This is a genomic window from Streptomyces sp. NPDC100445 (assembly GCF_044759735.1).
Classification (GTDB): domain Bacteria; phylum Actinomycetota; class Actinomycetes; order Streptomycetales; family Streptomycetaceae; genus Streptomyces.
Map to the genome: position 1 here is coordinate 97,099 of NZ_JBIVZV010000002.1, position 15,939 is coordinate 113,037.

The following is a 15,939-nucleotide window of genomic DNA, read 5'->3' on the forward strand; positions in this document are numbered from 1 at the left end:
ATGAATACGGGGGCAGGGGAGTCTCCTGAAGCCCCCCCCGCAAGCCTCCGGCAGGACGACGTGAGACGGCCCGGCGCCGTCGTAAGACGAGCAGGTGGATACGTGACGAATCTGATGCCCTCCGCCGCCGGCGAGCCTTCCTTCGGTGGTGGCCTCGGCGACCAGGTCTACAACCGGCTGCTCGGCGAGCGGATCATCTTCCTCGGCCAGCAGGTCGACGACGACATCGCCAACAAGATCACCGCACAGCTGCTGCTCCTGGCCGCCGACCCGGAGAAGGACGTCTACCTCTACATCAACAGCCCCGGTGGCTCGGTGACGGCCGGCATGGCGATCTACGACACCATGCAGTACATCCCGAACGACGTGGTCACGATCGCGATGGGCATGGCGGCCTCGATGGGCCAGTTCCTGCTCACCGGCGGCGCCGCGGGCAAGCGCTTCGCGCTGCCGCACGCCGACATCATGATGCACCAGGGCTCCGCGGGCCTCGGCGGTACGGTCTCCGACATCAAGATCCAGGCCGAGTACCTGCTGCGCACCAAGAGGCGCATGGCCGAGCTGACCGCGCGGCACTCGGGCCAGTCGGTCGAGGCGATCATCCGTGACGGCGACCGCGACCGCTGGTTCACCCCGGAAGAAGCCAAGGAGTACGGTCTCATCGACGAGATCATCACGCACGCCTCGGGTGTTCCGGGAGGCGGCGGCACCGGTGCCTGACCGGCCCGGCCACGCCACGCACCGCCGTTACCCCAGCCCCCAGAACGCCATCAGGACGGTGAACACCCCATGAGCAACTTCCCCGGCGCCGCCAGCGGCATGTACGAAGGGCCCCGCCCCGACAACCGCTACGTCATTCCGCGCTTCGTCGAGCGCACCTCCCAGGGCATCCGCGAGTACGACCCGTACGCGAAGCTCTTCGAGGAGCGCGTGATCTTCCTGGGCGTCCAGATCGACGACGCCTCGGCCAACGACGTCATGGCGCAGCTGCTGTGCCTGGAGTCGATGGACCCGGACCGCGACATCTCCATCTACATCAACAGCCCCGGCGGCGACATGACCGCCCTCACGGCGATCTACGACACGATGCAGTTCGTGAAGCCGGACATCCAGACGGTCTGCATGGGCCAGGCGGCCTCCGCCGCGGCCATCCTGCTCGCCGCCGGTACGCCGGGCAAGCGCATGGCGCTGCCGAACTCCCGCGTGCTGATCCACCAGCCCGCCGGCTCCACCGGCCGCGGCCAGCTCTCCGACCTGGAGATCATCGCCAACGAGTTCACCCGGATGCGTGAGCAACTGGAGGACATGCTGGCCAAGCACACCAGCCGGCCGATCGAGAAGATCCGCGAGGACATCGAGCGCGACAAGATCCTCACGGCCGACGAGGCGCTGGAGTACGGCCTCGTCGACCAGATCATCTCCACCCGCAAGCTGAACAACAGCGCCGTCCGCTGAAGCGGAACGCGGCACTCTGAGCCCCTCTTGGCACGGTGCACGTCAAAGTGAACCCTGCCAAGGGGGGCCCGAACACCCGGCCCGGCAAGGTACCGTCGGACATAAGGCAGCACCAGGAGCCGCTGGACTCGTAAGCGTCCAGGCGTCTCCCAGGCGAAGGGGAAGCACACCGTGGCACGCATCGGTGACGGCGGCGATCTGCTCAAGTGCTCGTTCTGCGGCAAGAGCCAGAAGCAGGTCAAGAAGCTCATCGCAGGGCCCGGTGTGTACATCTGCGACGAGTGCATCGATCTCTGTAACGAGATCATCGAGGAGGAGCTCGCCGAGACCAGCGAGGTGCGCTGGGAGGAACTGCCCAAGCCCCGCGAGATCTACGAGTTCCTCGAGGGCTACGTGGTCGGCCAGGAGGCCGCCAAGAAAGCCCTCTCCGTCGCGGTGTACAACCACTACAAGCGGGTCCAGGCGGGCGAGAACGGCGGCGGGAGCGGCCGGGACGACGCCATCGAGCTGGCGAAGTCCAACATCCTGCTGCTGGGCCCCACGGGTTCCGGCAAGACCCTCCTCGCCCAGACCCTGGCGCGCATGCTCAACGTCCCCTTCGCGATCGCCGACGCGACGGCGCTGACCGAGGCGGGCTACGTCGGCGAGGACGTCGAGAACATCCTGCTGAAGCTGATCCAGGCGGCGGACTACGACGTCAAGAAGGCCGAGACCGGGATCATCTACATCGACGAGATCGACAAGGTCGCCCGCAAGAGCGAGAACCCGTCGATCACCCGCGACGTCTCCGGCGAGGGCGTTCAGCAGGCGCTGCTGAAGATCCTGGAGGGCACCACGGCCTCCGTCCCGCCGCAGGGCGGCCGCAAGCACCCGCACCAGGAGTTCATCCAGATCGACACCACGAACGTGCTGTTCATCGTGGGCGGCGCCTTCGCGGGTCTGGAGAAGATCATCGAGTCCCGGGCCGGCGCCAAGGGCATCGGCTTCGGCGCGACGATCCTGTCCAAGCGCGAGCTGGAGGCCAAGGACGTCTTCGAGGACATCATGCCGGAGGACCTGGTCAAGTTCGGCATGATCCCCGAGTTCATCGGCCGCCTCCCGGTGATCACCAGCGTGCACAACCTGGACCGCGAGGCGCTGCTGAAGATCCTGGTGGAGCCGCGCAACGCGCTCGTCAAGCAGTACCAGCGGCTCTTCGAACTCGACGGTGTCGAGCTGGACTTCGAGCGTGAGGCGCTGGAGGCCATCGCCGACCAGGCCATCCTCCGCCAGACCGGCGCCCGCGGCCTGCGCGCCATCATGGAGGAGGTCCTCCAGGGCGTGATGTACGAGGTCCCGTCCCGCAAGGACGTCGCCCGCGTCGTCATCACCGCCGACGTGGTCCTCTCCAACGTCAACCCGACCCTCATCCCCCGCGACGCCCGCGGCCGAGGCCCGGGGGAGCAGAAGACGGCGTAGCCGCCGACACGCGAAGGGGCCCCGGCCGACCGGCCGGGGCCCCTTCGCGTGTCGTGCGGCGGCGTCAGGCCTTGACGCGGACCTCGCTGCGGAACTTGGCCGTCAGCTCGGCGTCGGCCGCGGGGTCACTGCTCCGGCCCGACGCGAGGGTGGCGATGTCCATCGGCATGACCATGCCGAGCGTGCTCTTGTCGCCCCAGATGCAGAAACCGAACGTGATCTCCTTGGGGCCGCCCGAGGAGCTGCTGGGGTTCTGGCTCTTGATCTGCTGGCACTTCAGGACGGCGCCCTTCGCCGAGGCGGGCTTGTACTCCTTCGGCTCGCCCACCAGACCGACGCCCTTCCCGGCGTCCTTGGTGCTCTCCTTCTTCATGTACGCGAACATCGCGTCGACGGCCTTCTCGGGGTCGTCGATCGAGCCGTACACGCCACCGAACTTGATCTGCTTCTTGCTCAGCGGGTTGTCCGCGTCGCCGGACTCGTACTCGGCGGAGACGTCCTTGGGGTCGTGCACGCCCCATGTCTCGGCGTCCTTGAGGTCGCTCGACGTCATGCTGTCCGACTCGCTCTTGGACTTCTTGTACTCGCTGAGCACCGTCGGCGGGGTCGTCAGCTTGTGCGGGCCGTCGTCCGTTATGCCGCCACCGCTGCCGCTCAGCACGAGGTACGCGCCCACCGCCACGGCAGCCACCACGGCCACCGCGCCGACGATCAGGCCCGTCTTCTTCTTGCCGCCGCCCTGCTGCGAGACCTGGGGCACGGGGTAGGTCGGCTGCTGGCCGTAGGGGGCCTGCTGGCCGTAGGCGCCGGGCTGCGGGGCCGGCGCGCCCTGCTGGGGGTAGCCGTAGCCGGGCTGCGGGACCGGAGGGGCCTGCTGGGGGTAGCCGTAGCCGGGCTGCGGGACCGGAGGGGCCTGCTGGGGGTAGCCGTAGCCGGGCTGCGGGGCCGGAGGGGCCTGCTGGGGGTAGCCGTAGCCGGGCTGCGGAGCCTGCGGCTGCTGGCCGTAGGGGCCCGGCTGGCCGTACGGCCCAGGCTGCCCCGGCTGGCCGTACGGGCCCGGTTGCTGGGGCGGCTGGCCGTACGGGCCCGGCTGGTCGTTGCTCATTGCTGGGATCCCCTCCAGGAGCTTATGTGTTCACGACATCCTGGCCCAGGCCCGGGAAACCCACGGCACCGGGGCCGCACCGTTACAGAAGAAACGCGTTTCGGGACCGCCCCGTGACACCCCTAAACTGAGCCCCGTGACCGAGAACGCTCAGCAGCAGCCACCCGCGCCCGACTCCGAACTGCCGACCCAGTACGCGCCGGCCGATGTAGAGGGGCCGCTGTACGAGCGCTGGGTGGAGCGGGGCTACTTCGAGGCCGACGCCAAGAGCGAGAAGCCGCCGTACACCATCGTCATCCCGCCGCCGAACGTCACTGGATCGCTCCACCTGGGCCACGCCTTCCAGCACACGCTGATGGACGCGCTCACCCGCCGCCGGCGCATGCAGGGCTACGAGGCCCTGTGGCTGCCCGGCATGGACCACGCCGGCATCGCCACCCAGAACAAGGTCGAGCAGCAGCTCGCCGAGGAGGGCAAGTCCCGCCACGACCTGGGCCGTGAGGAGTTCGTCGAGCGGGTCTGGCGGTGGAAGGAGGAGTACGGCGGCAGGATCCTCGGGCAGATGCGCCGCCTCGGCGACGGCGTCGACTGGTCGCGTGAGCGCTTCACCATGGACGAGGGTCTGTCGAAGGCCGTCCAGACCATCTTCAAGCGGCTCCACGACGACGAGCTGATCTACCGCGCCGAGCGCATCATCAACTGGTGCCCGCGCTGCCTGACGGCCATCTCGGACATCGAGGTGGAGTACCAGGAGGACGACGGCGAGCTGGTCTCCATCACCTACGGCGAGGGCGAGGAGACGCTCGTCGTCGCCACCACCCGCGCCGAGACGATGCTCGGTGACACCGCCGTCGCCGTCCACCCCGACGACGAGCGGTACCGGCACCTGGTCGGCCGGCGCATCAAGCTGCCGCTGACCGACCGTTCCATCCCGGTCGTCGCCGACACCCACGTCGACCCGGAGTTCGGCACCGGCGCGGTCAAGGTGACCCCGGCCCACGACCCCAACGACTTCGCGATCGGCCAGCGCCACGGCCTGGAGTCGATCACGGTCATGGACGAGCGGGCGGTCATCACCGCGCACGGCCCCTTCCAGGGACTGGACCGCTTCGAGGCCCGCTCGGCGATCGTGGCCGCGCTGCGCTCGCAGGGCCGGATCGTCGCCGAGAAGCGGCCGTACGTCCACAGCGTCGGCCACTGCTCGCGCTGCGGCACCACGGTCGAGCCGCGCCTGTCCATGCAGTGGTGGGTCAAGGTCGCCCCGCTGGCCAAGGCCGCCGGTGACGCGGTCCGCGACGGCCGGGTGAGCATCCACCCCGAGGACATGTCGAAGCGGTACTTCGACTGGGTCGACAACATGCACGACTGGTGCATCTCGCGCCAACTGTGGTGGGGCCACCGGATCCCGGTCTGGTACGGCCCGGACGGCGAGGTCGTCTGCGTCGGCCCGGACGAGGAGCCCCCCACCGGCGAGGGCTGGCACCAGGACACCGACGTCCTGGACACCTGGTTCTCCTCCGGCCTGTGGCCGTTCTCCACGCTCGGCTGGCCGGAGCGGACCGACGACCTGCGGAAGTTCTACCCGACGGACGTCCTGCTCACCGGCCACGACATCATCTTCTTCTGGGTCGCCAGGATGATGATGTTCGGCCTCTACGCCATGGACGGCGAGGTCCCGTTCAAGACGATCGCCCTGACCGGCCTGGTCCGTGACGAGCGCGGCAAGAAGATGTCCAAGTCCTTCGGCAACGTCGTGGACCCGCTGGACTGGATGGACAAGTACGGCTCCGACGCCGTCCGCTTCACCCTCGCCCGCGGCGCCAACCCCGGCACCGACGTCCCGATCGGCGAGGACTGGGTCCAGGCGTCGCGGAACTTCGCCAACAAGATCTGGAACGCCACCCGCTTCGCGCTGATGAACGGCGCCACGGTCGAAGGCCCGCTGCCGGACGCCGGGCGGTTGTCCGCCACCGACCGGTGGATCCTGTCCCGCCTGAACGAGACCGTCGCCGCCGTCGACGCGTTCTACGAGGACTTCCAGTTCGCGAAGGTCTCCGACGCCCTCTACCACTTCGCCTGGGACGAGGTCTTCGACTGGTACGTCGAGCTGTCCAAGACCGTCTTCCAGGCGGGCGGCGAGCCGGCCGAGGCCGGCAAGCGCGTCCTGGGCGAGGTCCTGGACGTCACGCTCCGCCTGCTCCACCCGGTCGTCCCGTTCGTCACGGAGACCCTGTGGACGACCCTCACCGGCGGCGAGTCGGTCGTGATCGCCGAGTGGCCCGTGGACTCGGGCTTCCGGGACGAGGCCGCCGAGCGGGAGATCGAGACGCTCCAGTCCGTCATCACCGAGGTCCGCCGCTTCCGCGCCGACCAGGGTCTCCAGCCCGGCCAGCGGGTCCCGGCCCGGCTGACGCTGGACGGTACGGCCCTCGCCCCGCACGAGGCCGCCATCCGCCAGCTCCTCCGCCTCCAGCCGGAGGGCGACGCCTTCACGGCCACGGCGACCCTCCCGGTCGCCGGCGCCGAGGTCGCCCTCGACCTGTCCGGCACGATCGACGTCGCCGCGGAGCGCAAGCGCCTCGCGAAGGACCTCGCCGCGGCCGAGAAGGAGAAGGCGCAGGCCGAGGCCAAGCTCGGCAACGAGGCGTTCCTCGCCAAGGCCCCGGACAACGTGGTCGGCAAGATCCGCGCCCGCCTGGCCAAGGCGGACGAGGACATCGCCCGCCTCCGGGCCCAGCTGGACCGCCTCCCGCAGGCGTAGCCACCGGTAGCGCGTCGAAGGCTCCCGCGGCCGCGAGGCCCGGGAGCCTTCGCGTGCCCCGGCTCACGGGCGGGCCACCCCCCACCGGCGCCGCGAACCGCCGCCCGCTCCGTAGACTGGCACCGTGAGCGACCACCCCGGCACCAGTGACACCCCCGATCCCCTCGACGCCTTCGAGGAGCTGATCGCGGAAGAGACCGACCGCGACCCCGACCTCGCGGTGATCGAGGCCGGCAGCCGCACCCTGCGCACCCAGGGCGCCGGCTCCCCGCAGGCCGACGTACCCGGGCGCCCCGCGGACCCGGAGGTCGACAAGGCCCTGCGCGAGGTCGAGGCGGAGCTGGCCACCCGCTGGGGTGAGACCAAGCTGGAGCCGTCGGTCGCCAGGATCGCCGCGCTGATGGACGTGCTGGGGGAGCCGCAGCGGGCGTACCCCTCGATCCACATCACCGGCACCAACGGCAAGACCTCCACCGCCCGCATGATCGAGGCCCTGCTCGGCGCCTTCGAGCTGCGCACCGGCCGTTACACCAGCCCGCACGTGCAGTCGGTCACCGAGCGGATCAGCCTGGACGGCGCGCCGGTCTCCGCCGAGCGGTTCGTCGAGACGTACCGGGACATCCAGCCGTACGTGGAGATGGTGGACGGACAGCAGGAGTACCGGCTGTCCTTCTTCGAGGTCCTGACCGGCATGGCGTACGCCGCCTTCGCCGACGCGCCCGTCGACGTCGCCGTGGTCGAGGTCGGCATGGGCGGCTCCTGGGACGCGACGAACGTGATCGACGGCGATGTCGCCGTCATCACCCCGATCGACCTGGACCACACCGACCGGCTCGGGGAGACCCCCGGGGAGATCGCCGTGGAGAAGGGCGGCATCGTCAAGCAGGGCGCGACCGTCATCCTGGCCCAGCAGCCGGTGGACGCCGCGCAGGTCCTGCTGAAGAAGGCCGTCGAGGTGGACGCCACGGTCGCCCGCGAGGGACTGGAGTTCGGGATCGTCGCCCGGCAGGTCGCCGTCGGCGGGCAGCTGGTCACGCTGCGCGGCCTGGGCGGCGAGTACCCCGAGGTGTACCTCCCGCTGCACGGCGCCCACCAGGCGCACAACGCGTCCGTCGCGCTCGCCGCCGTCGAGGCGTTCTTCGGCGTCGGCGCCCAGCGCGCCGAGCCGCTGGACATCGACACCGTGCGCAAGGCGTTCGCGGCTGTGTCCTCGCCGGGCCGGCTGGAGGTCGTACGGCGCTCCCCGACGGTCGTGCTGGACGCCGCGCACAACCCGGCGGGCGCCGAGGCCGCCGCGGAGGCGGTGCGCGAGGCGTTCGACTTCAGCCGGCTGATCGGGGTGGTCGGCGCCAGCGGCGACAAGAACGTGCGGGGGCTGCTGGAGGCCTTCGAGCCGATCTTCGCCGAGGTCGTCGTCACGCAGAACTCCAGCCACCGGGCCATGGACGCCGACGAGCTGGCCGCGATCGCCGTCGAGGTGTTCGGCGACGAGCGGGTCCAGGTGGAGCCGCGGCTGCCGGACGCCCTGGAGGCCGCGATCACGCTGGCCGAGGAGGAGGGCGAGTTCTCCGGCGGCGGTGTGCTGGTCACCGGTTCCGTCATCACGGTCGGCGAGGCCCGGCTGCTGCTGGGAAGGGGCTGAGGATCCCGTGCGTACGCTCTGTGCATCGACGCTGATCGGCGAGTTCTTCATCATCGGTTTCGCCGGGCTGGTGGCCATGAAGGACCCGGACCTGTCCATGACGACGGTCTGGCTGGTCAGCGGCATCGCCATGCTGCTGTGCCTGCTGCTGTGCGGCATGGTGACCCGGCCCGGCGGGGTGGCCCTCGGCTGGGCCCTCCAGATCGCCCTGATCGCCTCGGGTGTCTTCGTCCCGACCATGTATTTCATGGGCGCGGTCTTCGCCGCCCTGTGGTGGGCATCGGTGCACTTCGGGAGAAAGGTGGACGAGGCGAAGGCCCGTTTCGCGGCGGAGGCCGAGTCGGTCTCCGCCGGGGCTGACGCTGCGTGACAGGGGCTCCGACACGCCCTGTAACCTCGTCCCACCGCACCCGTCCGTCGCGTAAGGAGCCCTTCGTGAGCCAGCGCACCCTTGTCCTCCTCAAGCCCGACGCCGTCCGTCGAGGCCTGACCGGCGAGATCATCAGCCGAATCGAGCGCAAGGCCGGCTGGCAGATCACCGCGCTGGAGCTGCGCACCCTGGACCAGGACACGCTGGAGCAGCACTACGGTGAGCACAAGGGCAAGCCGTTCTACGAGCCGCTGGTGGAGTTCATGGCCTCCGGCCCGGTCGTCGCCCTGATCGTCGAGGGCGAGCGGGTCATCGAGGGCGTGCGGCAGCTGGCCGGCCCGACCGACCCGATCGCCGCCGCGCCCGGCTCCATCCGGGGTGACTTCGGGGTGATCGTCCGCGAGAACCTGATCCACGCCTCCGACTCCGAGGAGTCCGCCGAGCGCGAGGTGAAGATCTTCTTCCCGGGTCGCGCGTAACACCCGCGGACCGGGTACCGGCGATCGAGGGAACGAGCGTCCCCGAACGCCCGTCTCCACAAGCGGGGCGGCACGCCATCTGGTGACAATGGCGGAGACCCTCGCGCAGTGTTCGCGCAGGCGCGTTTACGATGGAACCCTTCACGTCACAGCACCCGCCTCGCCCTCCTGACATGCCCTCAAAAGCTCGGGAAGGCCAGATGAATCCGGATGGGGAACTCAATGTCGTTCATCGGCCGTGACATGGCTGTCGACCTCGGGACCGCCAACACGCTGGTGTACGTCAGGGGTCGCGGGATCGTACTGAACGAGCCGTCCGTCGTGGCGATCAACACCAATACGGGCGGGATCCTCGCGGTCGGTGCCGAAGCGAAGAAGATGATCGGCCGGACGCCGGGCAACATCGTGGCCGTCCGCCCGCTGAAGGACGGCGTCATCGCCGACTTCGAGATCACCGAGCGGATGCTCCGCTACTTCATCCTGAAGATCCACAAGCGGCGGTACCTGGCCCGGCCGCGGGTCGTCGTCTGTGTGCCCTCCGGCATCACGGGCGTCGAGCGCCGCGCGGTCATCGAGGCGTCGTCCCAGGCCGGCGCCCGCCAGGTGCACATCATCGAGGAGCCCATGGCCGCCGCCATCGGCTCGGGTCTGCCGGTCCACGAGGCCACCGGCAACATGGTGGTGGACATCGGCGGCGGCACCACCGAGGTCGCCGTCATCTCGCTCGGCGGCATCGTCACCGCCCAGTCGATCCGCGTCGCCGGCGACGAACTGGACAACGCCATCATCCAGTACATCAAGAAGGAGTACAGCCTCCTCCTGGGTGAGCGGACGGCGGAACAGATCAAGATCACCATCGGTTCGGCGTACGAACTCGAGGCCGACGAGCACACCGAGGTCCGCGGCCGGGACCTGGTGTCCGGGCTCCCGAAGACCGTCGTCATCTCGGCCGCCGAGGTCCGCAAGGCGATCGAGGAGCCGGTCAACGCGATCGTCGACGCCGTCAAGACGACCCTCGACAAGTGCCCGCCGGAGCTGTCCGGCGACATCATGGACCGGGGCATCGTCCTGACCGGCGGCGGCGCGCTGCTGCGCGGACTCGACGAGCGGCTGCGCCGCGAGACCGGCATGCCGATCCACATCGCCGAGGACCCGCTGGACAGCGTGGCGCTCGGCTCCGGCAAGTGCGTCGAGGAGTTCGAGGCGCTCCAGCAGGTCCTGGACGCCCAGCCGCGCAGATGACGCGACTCCTTCGGTCCGCCGTACGAGACGTTCTCCTCTCGTGCGGCGGATCGTTGACATAGAGGCATAAGCTCCGACGAATGGGCCCCCCGGGCCGACGCCGCGCCACACGCGTTCTCCAGGGGCCCCCGCATTCCTACTTGAGGAAGGGCACGGCCGCCGCACGTGAGGGACACGAAAGAGAGCCGGCTGCTCCTGGTCCTGCTGGTCGCCATCGCGTTCGCGCTGATCACGGTGGACATCCGGGGGGGCCGGAACTCCCCGGTCGACGGTGCCCGGCAGGGCGCCGCCACGGTGTTCGGCCCGGTCGAGAACGGGTTGTCCTCCGCGGTCGACCCGGTCGGCGACGCCGTCTCCGCGATCCGGGACTCCGGCAGCCGGCACGACCGGCTCGCCCTGCTGGAGAAGGAGAACGCGGCCCTCAAGGCGAAGCTCGGCAGCGACGACCGCAACCGCAGCCGCCTCCGCCAGCTGGACAGCCTGCTGAAGACCGCCGGCGAGGGCCAGTACGGCGTCAAGGGCGCCCAGGTCATCGCCATAGGCTCGGCCCAGGGCTTCTCCTGGACCATCACCATCGACGCCGGCGCCGACGACGGCATCAGGCGGGACATGACCGTCCTCAACGGCGACGGCCTGGTCGGCCGGGTCACCACCGTCGGGCCCAGCACCTCCACCGTGCTGCTGGCCAACGACCCGGACTTCACCGTCGGCACGCGCATGGAGGGCGACGACGAACTCGGCTTCGCCTCCGGGCAGGGTGACCGTCCGCTGCGCGTGGAACTGCTCAACGGCAAGGCGGAGGTGAAGAAGGGCGACCGGCTCGTCACCTTCGGCTCGCAGGCCGACAAGCCGTTCGTGCCGGGCGTCCCGGTCGGCGTGGTCTCCCGCGTCGACCCCTCCGGCGGCGGCCTCACCCGCACCCTCTACGTCACCCCGTACGTGAGCTTCACCAAGCTCGACGTCGTCGGTGTGGTCGTGTCGGCCCCGCGCAAGGACCCGCGGGACACCGTGCTCCCGGCCCGGCCCAAGCCGCACCCGACGCCCACGGTGACCGTCACGGTCACCCCGTCCGCCGGTGCTCCCCTCACCGACCAGCAGTAGGAGCTGAATCCCATGCGTGTCAACCGGATCCTGCTCTCCAGCGCGCTGGTCGTGGTGGCCCTGGTGATCCAGGTGAGCGTCCTGGCCCGGCTGCACCTGCCCGGCGCCGTCCCCGACCTGCTGCTGCTCACCGTCCTGGGCCTGGCGATGGTGTACGGCCATGTCGGCGGCGCCCTCGTCGGGTTCGGCGCCGGACTGCTCGCCGACCTGGCGCCGCCCGCCGACCACGCGGCGGGCCGCTACGCGCTCGTGCTCTGCGTCACCGGGTACGCCGCCGGACTCATCAGGCCGGAGAACGGCCGGCTGAAGTCGGCGACCGGACCGATGGCCGTCGTGGTCGCCGCCGCCGTCGGCTCCACCCTGCTGTACGCCGGGGTGGGCGCCCTGGTGGGGGACACCGCCGCCCGCCATGTCGGCCTGCCGGGGCTGCTGTTCTCGGCCGCCCTGTACGACCTGTTGCTCGCCCCGTTCGTGGTCCCCGGGGTGATGTGGCTGGCCCGCCGCGCCGACAACGACCCGCTCACCGAGACCGGCCCCGCGGCGACGGCCGGCGACATCTCCTCGGGCTGGCTCTCCTCCGGCACCGGCCTGCGCGTCGGCGACCGGCGCGGCGGAGTGGGCGCCCTGAAGGCCAAGGCCCGCACACGGTCCGCCCGGGTCGGCCGCATCAAGGGGGTCAAGCGCCTGTGACCGCCCGCAAGTTCACCCGAACGGGTCGGCTCGCGCGGAACGCGGGCGCACCGGCCGACCGTTCATCGTGCGTACGCCCGCGGCCGGTCCGCGCGGCCGCGTCGCACGGCCGCGCGTCCGGCGTCCGGGCGCCTCGCGCGCACACGTCCGCACAGGGGGAGGGGGAGACACCGCAGTGACCAACATTCCCGAGACCGGCCGGACCCCACGGGTCCAGATCCGGCTCGTCGTGATCCAGATCCTCGTCCTCTCCCTCCTCGGCACGCTCGGCGGCCGGCTGTGGTACCTCCAGATCCGGGAGGGCGCCGCGTACCAGAAGGAGGCCTCCGGCAACCACGTCCAGCAGGTCGTCGACCCCGCCGTGCGCGGCGACATCCTGGACGCCCGGGGCGTGCCCCTCGCGGACAACGAGACCCGTCTGGTCGTCTCCGCCTCCCGCACCGACCTGCTCAAGCAGAAGGACGACGGCAGGGCCGTCCTCACCAAGCTGGCCGGCGTCCTCGGCATCAAGCCCGCCGAGGTCATGCAGAAGGTCCGGCTGTGCGACGCCAAGACCCCCCAGCCCTGCTGGAACGGCTCGCCCTACCAGCCGATCCCCATCACCGACGAGGCCACCGCCAAGCAGGCCCTCCAGATCCGCGAGCGCTCCGAGGACTTCCCCGGCATCACCGCCGAACCGGAGGCCGTCCGCCGCTACCCGGCGCCGGGCAAGTCCAACAGCGCGCAGGTCCTCGGCTACCTCTCGCCCGTCACCGACTCCGAGATCCAGCAGGCCCAGCACACCGACTCGCCCTACCTGCGCTCCGACATGGTCGGCCGCTCCGGCCTGGAGCGCCAGTACGACAAGGTGCTGCGCGGCAAGGCCGGCGTCACCCGCTACGAGGTGGACAACCTCGGCCGGGTCATCGGCAAGGCCAAGTCGGACGCGGCCGAGTCCGGTTCGAACCTGGTCACCAGCATCGACTCCCGGGTCCAGCGGGTCGCCGAGTACGAACTGGACAAGGCGATGAAGGTCGCCCGCCAGCAGTACGACAAGATCACCGGCGAGAACTACAAGGCCGACTCCGGCGCCGTCGTGGTGATGGAGGCCAAGACCGGCCGGATCGTCGCCATGGCCTCCGCGCCGACCTACGACCCGAACGTGTGGGTCGGCGGCATCTCCGGCAAGGACTACAAGGCCCTCACCGGCAAGGGCTCGGACTACCCGCTGCTCAACAGGGCCATACAGGGTCAGGCCGCCCCCGGCTCGACGTTCAAGGTGGTCTCCACGGCCGCCGCGGTCGAGGCCGGTTACGCGTTCGACGGCCGCTACCCCTGCACCAGCTCCTACTCGGTGGGCGGCCAGGTCTTCAAGAACTTCGAGGGCGAGAACTTCGGGCCGATCTCCCTCGGCCGCGCCCTGGAGGTCTCCTGCGACACCGTCTTCTACGGACTCGCCGACCGGGAGTGGAAGCGCGACGGCGGCATCAACCCCGCGAAGGGCCGCCCCAAGGACTACTTCTTCAAGGCCGCCCACCAGTTCGGCCTCGGCGCCGAGACCGGCGTGGACCTGCCCAACGAGGTCACCGGCCGGGTCCCGGACCGCCAGTGGAAGCTGAACTACTGGAAGGCCAACAAGGACGCCTGGTGCAAGTCCGGCAAGAAGGACGGCAGCTACGTCGAGAAGATCGCCTACGAGAACTGCCTCGAGGGCAACAAGATGCGTGAGGGCGACGAGATCAACTACTCCATCGGCCAGGGCGACACCCTCGTCACGCCGATCCAGGAGGCCGTGATCTACGGCGCCGTCGCCAACGGCGGCACCATGTACCAGCCGACCATCGGCAAGGCGGTCGTCAGCGCCGACGGCAGGTCCGTCAAGGAGATCAAGCCGAGGAAGCGCGGCAGGCTGCCGGTCAGCCAGGCCACCCTCAAGGGCATGGACGACGCCTTCGCCGGCGTCATCACGCGCGGTACGGCCGCCTGGAAGTTCGGCGGCTGGCCGCAGGACAAGATCCCGCTGCACGGCAAGACCGGTACGGCCGAGGTCTACGGCAAGCAGACCACGTCCTGGCTGGCCACGTACTCCAAGGACTACACGGTGATCATGACGATCGCCCAGGCCGGTACGGGTTCCGGAGCCTCCGGTGAGGCCGTCCGCAACATCTACAGCGCCCTCTACGGCGTCCAGGCCGACGGCACGATCGACAAGAAGCGGGCCATGCTGTCCGAGCCGCAGAAGGGCCTGCCGAAGGTCCGCCCGGACGGCACCATCGCCGCCCCCAAGGTCACCGGCGACCCGGCGAAGGAGGCCGAGGCCGCCCAGAAGAACAACCCGACCAACGGCGGTGACGAACAGCCCGCGGGCACCGCGTCCCCGCCCCCCACGGGCAACCGCGACACCCGCAGGGCCCGCAGGCGGCCCCGCGGCAAGGGAAGCCGGAGGATGTGCTCATGACCGGCACGAACAGCTTCTCCGTCTCCGGGTACGGCCCCGAGCGGGCCGGCTGGACCAGGTTCCTCGCCCGCGACTCGCTGGTCCGCCGCCTGGACTGGCCCATCCTGTTCGCGGCCACCGCCCTGTCCCTCATGGGCTCCCTGCTGGTGTACTCGGCGACCCGCAACCGCACCGAGCTGAACCAGGGCGACCCGTACTTCTTCCTGCTCCGCCACCTGATGAACCTGGGCATCGGGATCGCCCTGATGACCGCCACCGTCTGGCTCGGCCACCGCGCCCTGCGCAACGCGGTGCCGATCCTCTACGGCCTGTCGGTGCTCCTCGCCCTGGTGGTCCTCACCCCGCTCGGCGCCACCATCAACGGCCAGCGCAACTGGCTCGTCATCGGCGGCTTCTCGCTCCAGCCCGCCGAGTTCCTCAAAGTGGCGATCATCCTGGGCATGGCCATGCTGCTGTCCGCCCGGGTCGACGCCGGCGACAAGCCCTACCCGGACCACCGGACCGCGTTCCAGTCCCTGTGCCTGGCCGCTGTACCGATCCTGATCCTGCTGCTCATGCCCGACCTCGGCTCGGTGCTCGCCATGGTCGCGATCATCCTCGGTGTACTGCTCGCCTCCGGCGCCTCCAACCGCTGGGTCTTCGGCCTGCTCATCGCCGGGGCGATCGGCTGCGTCGCCATCTGGCAGCTGCACATCCTGGACGAGTACCAGATCAACCGCTTCGCCGCCTTCGCCAACCCCGACCTCGACCCGGCGGGCGTCGGCTACAACACCAACCAGGCCCGCATCGCCATCGGCTCCGGCGGGCTCACCGGCGCCGGACTCTTCCACGGCTCCCAGACCACCGGCCAGTTCGTGCCCGAGCAGCAGACCGACTTCGTCTTCACGGTCGCGGGGGAGGAGCTGGGCTTCGTCGGCGCGGGCCTGATCATCTTCCTGCTCGGTGTCGTCCTGTGGCGCGCCTGCCGGATAGCTCGGGACTCCACGGAGCTGTACGGCACGATCGTCGCCGCCGGGATCGTCGCCTGGTTCGCCTTCCAGGCCTTCGAGAACATCGGGATGACCCTCGGCATCATGCCGGTCACCGGCCTGCCGCTGCCGTTCGTGTCGTACGGCGGCTCGTCGATGTTCGCGGTGTGGGTGGCGCTGGGCCTGTTGCAGTCGATCAAGGTGCAACGGCCGATGTCCGCCTAGGGCAGC

13 protein-coding genes are annotated in these 15,939 nt (G+C 70.1%); 12 read left to right on the forward strand and 1 reads right to left on the reverse strand.

What is annotated here, in order from left to right; all coding sequences use genetic code 11:
* Positions 1–114: 114 nt before the first annotated feature.
* The 3 genes from ACIQVT_RS05825 (at position 115) to clpX (ending at position 2,913) form a co-directional block, all read left to right on the forward strand.
* Entirely contained in the window at positions 115–720 is a 606-nt protein-coding gene (locus ACIQVT_RS05825) for an ATP-dependent Clp protease proteolytic subunit (protein ID WP_361996904.1), read from the forward strand.
* A gap of 69 nt (positions 721–789) precedes the next feature.
* On the forward strand, positions 790–1,455 hold the full coding sequence (locus ACIQVT_RS05830) for an ATP-dependent Clp protease proteolytic subunit (protein ID WP_403748181.1): 666 nt from the start codon (positions 790–792) through the stop codon (positions 1,453–1,455).
* A 171-nt stretch (positions 1,456–1,626) separates the two neighbouring features.
* Positions 1,627–2,913 (forward strand): ATP-dependent Clp protease ATP-binding subunit ClpX, encoded by a 1,287-nt coding sequence (gene clpX / locus ACIQVT_RS05835; RefSeq protein WP_121788813.1) that lies wholly within the window; start codon positions 1,627–1,629, stop codon positions 2,911–2,913.
* A 64-nt stretch (positions 2,914–2,977) separates the two neighbouring features.
* Here the strand turns inward: clpX and ACIQVT_RS05840 are convergent, their stop codons facing one another.
* On the reverse strand, positions 2,978–4,018 hold the full coding sequence (locus ACIQVT_RS05840; protein WP_403748183.1) for a hypothetical protein: 1,041 nt from the start codon (positions 4,016–4,018) through the stop codon (positions 2,978–2,980).
* Positions 4,019–4,154: 136 nt separating this feature from the next.
* On the opposite strand from ACIQVT_RS05840, the gene ACIQVT_RS05845 reads away from it, so the two are divergent.
* The 9 genes from ACIQVT_RS05845 (at position 4,155) to rodA (ending at position 15,933) form a co-directional block, all read left to right on the forward strand.
* Entirely contained in the window at positions 4,155–6,779 is a 2,625-nt protein-coding gene (locus ACIQVT_RS05845) for a valine--tRNA ligase (RefSeq protein WP_403748185.1), read from the forward strand.
* A 124-nt stretch (positions 6,780–6,903) separates the two neighbouring features.
* Complete coding sequence (locus tag ACIQVT_RS05850) at positions 6,904–8,421, forward strand: bifunctional folylpolyglutamate synthase/dihydrofolate synthase (protein WP_403748187.1); 1,518 nt, start codon at positions 6,904–6,906, stop codon at positions 8,419–8,421.
* Positions 8,422–8,428: 7 nt separating this feature from the next.
* The gene (locus tag ACIQVT_RS05855) at positions 8,429–8,791 is read left to right on the forward strand and encodes a DUF4233 domain-containing protein (RefSeq protein WP_403748191.1); all 363 of its coding nucleotides are present in this window, start codon (positions 8,429–8,431) and stop codon (positions 8,789–8,791) included.
* A 65-nt stretch (positions 8,792–8,856) separates the two neighbouring features.
* Positions 8,857–9,270: a nucleoside-diphosphate kinase gene (gene ndk / locus ACIQVT_RS05860; protein WP_007382017.1), complete on the forward strand. Its 414-nt coding sequence runs from the start codon at positions 8,857–8,859 to the stop codon at positions 9,268–9,270.
* A gap of 222 nt (positions 9,271–9,492) precedes the next feature.
* Positions 9,493–10,512, forward strand: coding sequence for a rod shape-determining protein (locus ACIQVT_RS05865; protein WP_358688792.1), 1,020 nt, complete (start codon positions 9,493–9,495; stop codon positions 10,510–10,512).
* Between the two features lie 165 nt (positions 10,513–10,677).
* A complete protein-coding gene (gene mreC, locus ACIQVT_RS05870) occupies positions 10,678–11,613 on the forward strand; it encodes a rod shape-determining protein MreC (RefSeq protein WP_403748193.1) in 936 nt (311 codons plus the stop codon).
* Between the two features lie 12 nt (positions 11,614–11,625).
* Positions 11,626–12,303, forward strand: a complete 678-nt coding sequence (gene mreD / locus ACIQVT_RS05875) for a rod shape-determining protein MreD (protein WP_403748196.1) — start codon at positions 11,626–11,628, stop codon at positions 12,301–12,303.
* Between the two features lie 175 nt (positions 12,304–12,478).
* Positions 12,479–14,740: a penicillin-binding protein 2 gene (gene mrdA / locus ACIQVT_RS05880; protein ID WP_403748198.1), complete on the forward strand. Its 2,262-nt coding sequence runs from the start codon at positions 12,479–12,481 to the stop codon at positions 14,738–14,740.
* Positions 14,737–15,933, forward strand: a complete 1,197-nt coding sequence (gene rodA, locus ACIQVT_RS05885) for a rod shape-determining protein RodA (protein WP_403748200.1) — start codon at positions 14,737–14,739, stop codon at positions 15,931–15,933. The genes mrdA and rodA overlap by 4 nt, the downstream gene beginning before the upstream one ends.
* Positions 15,934–15,939: the final 6 nt, after the last annotated feature.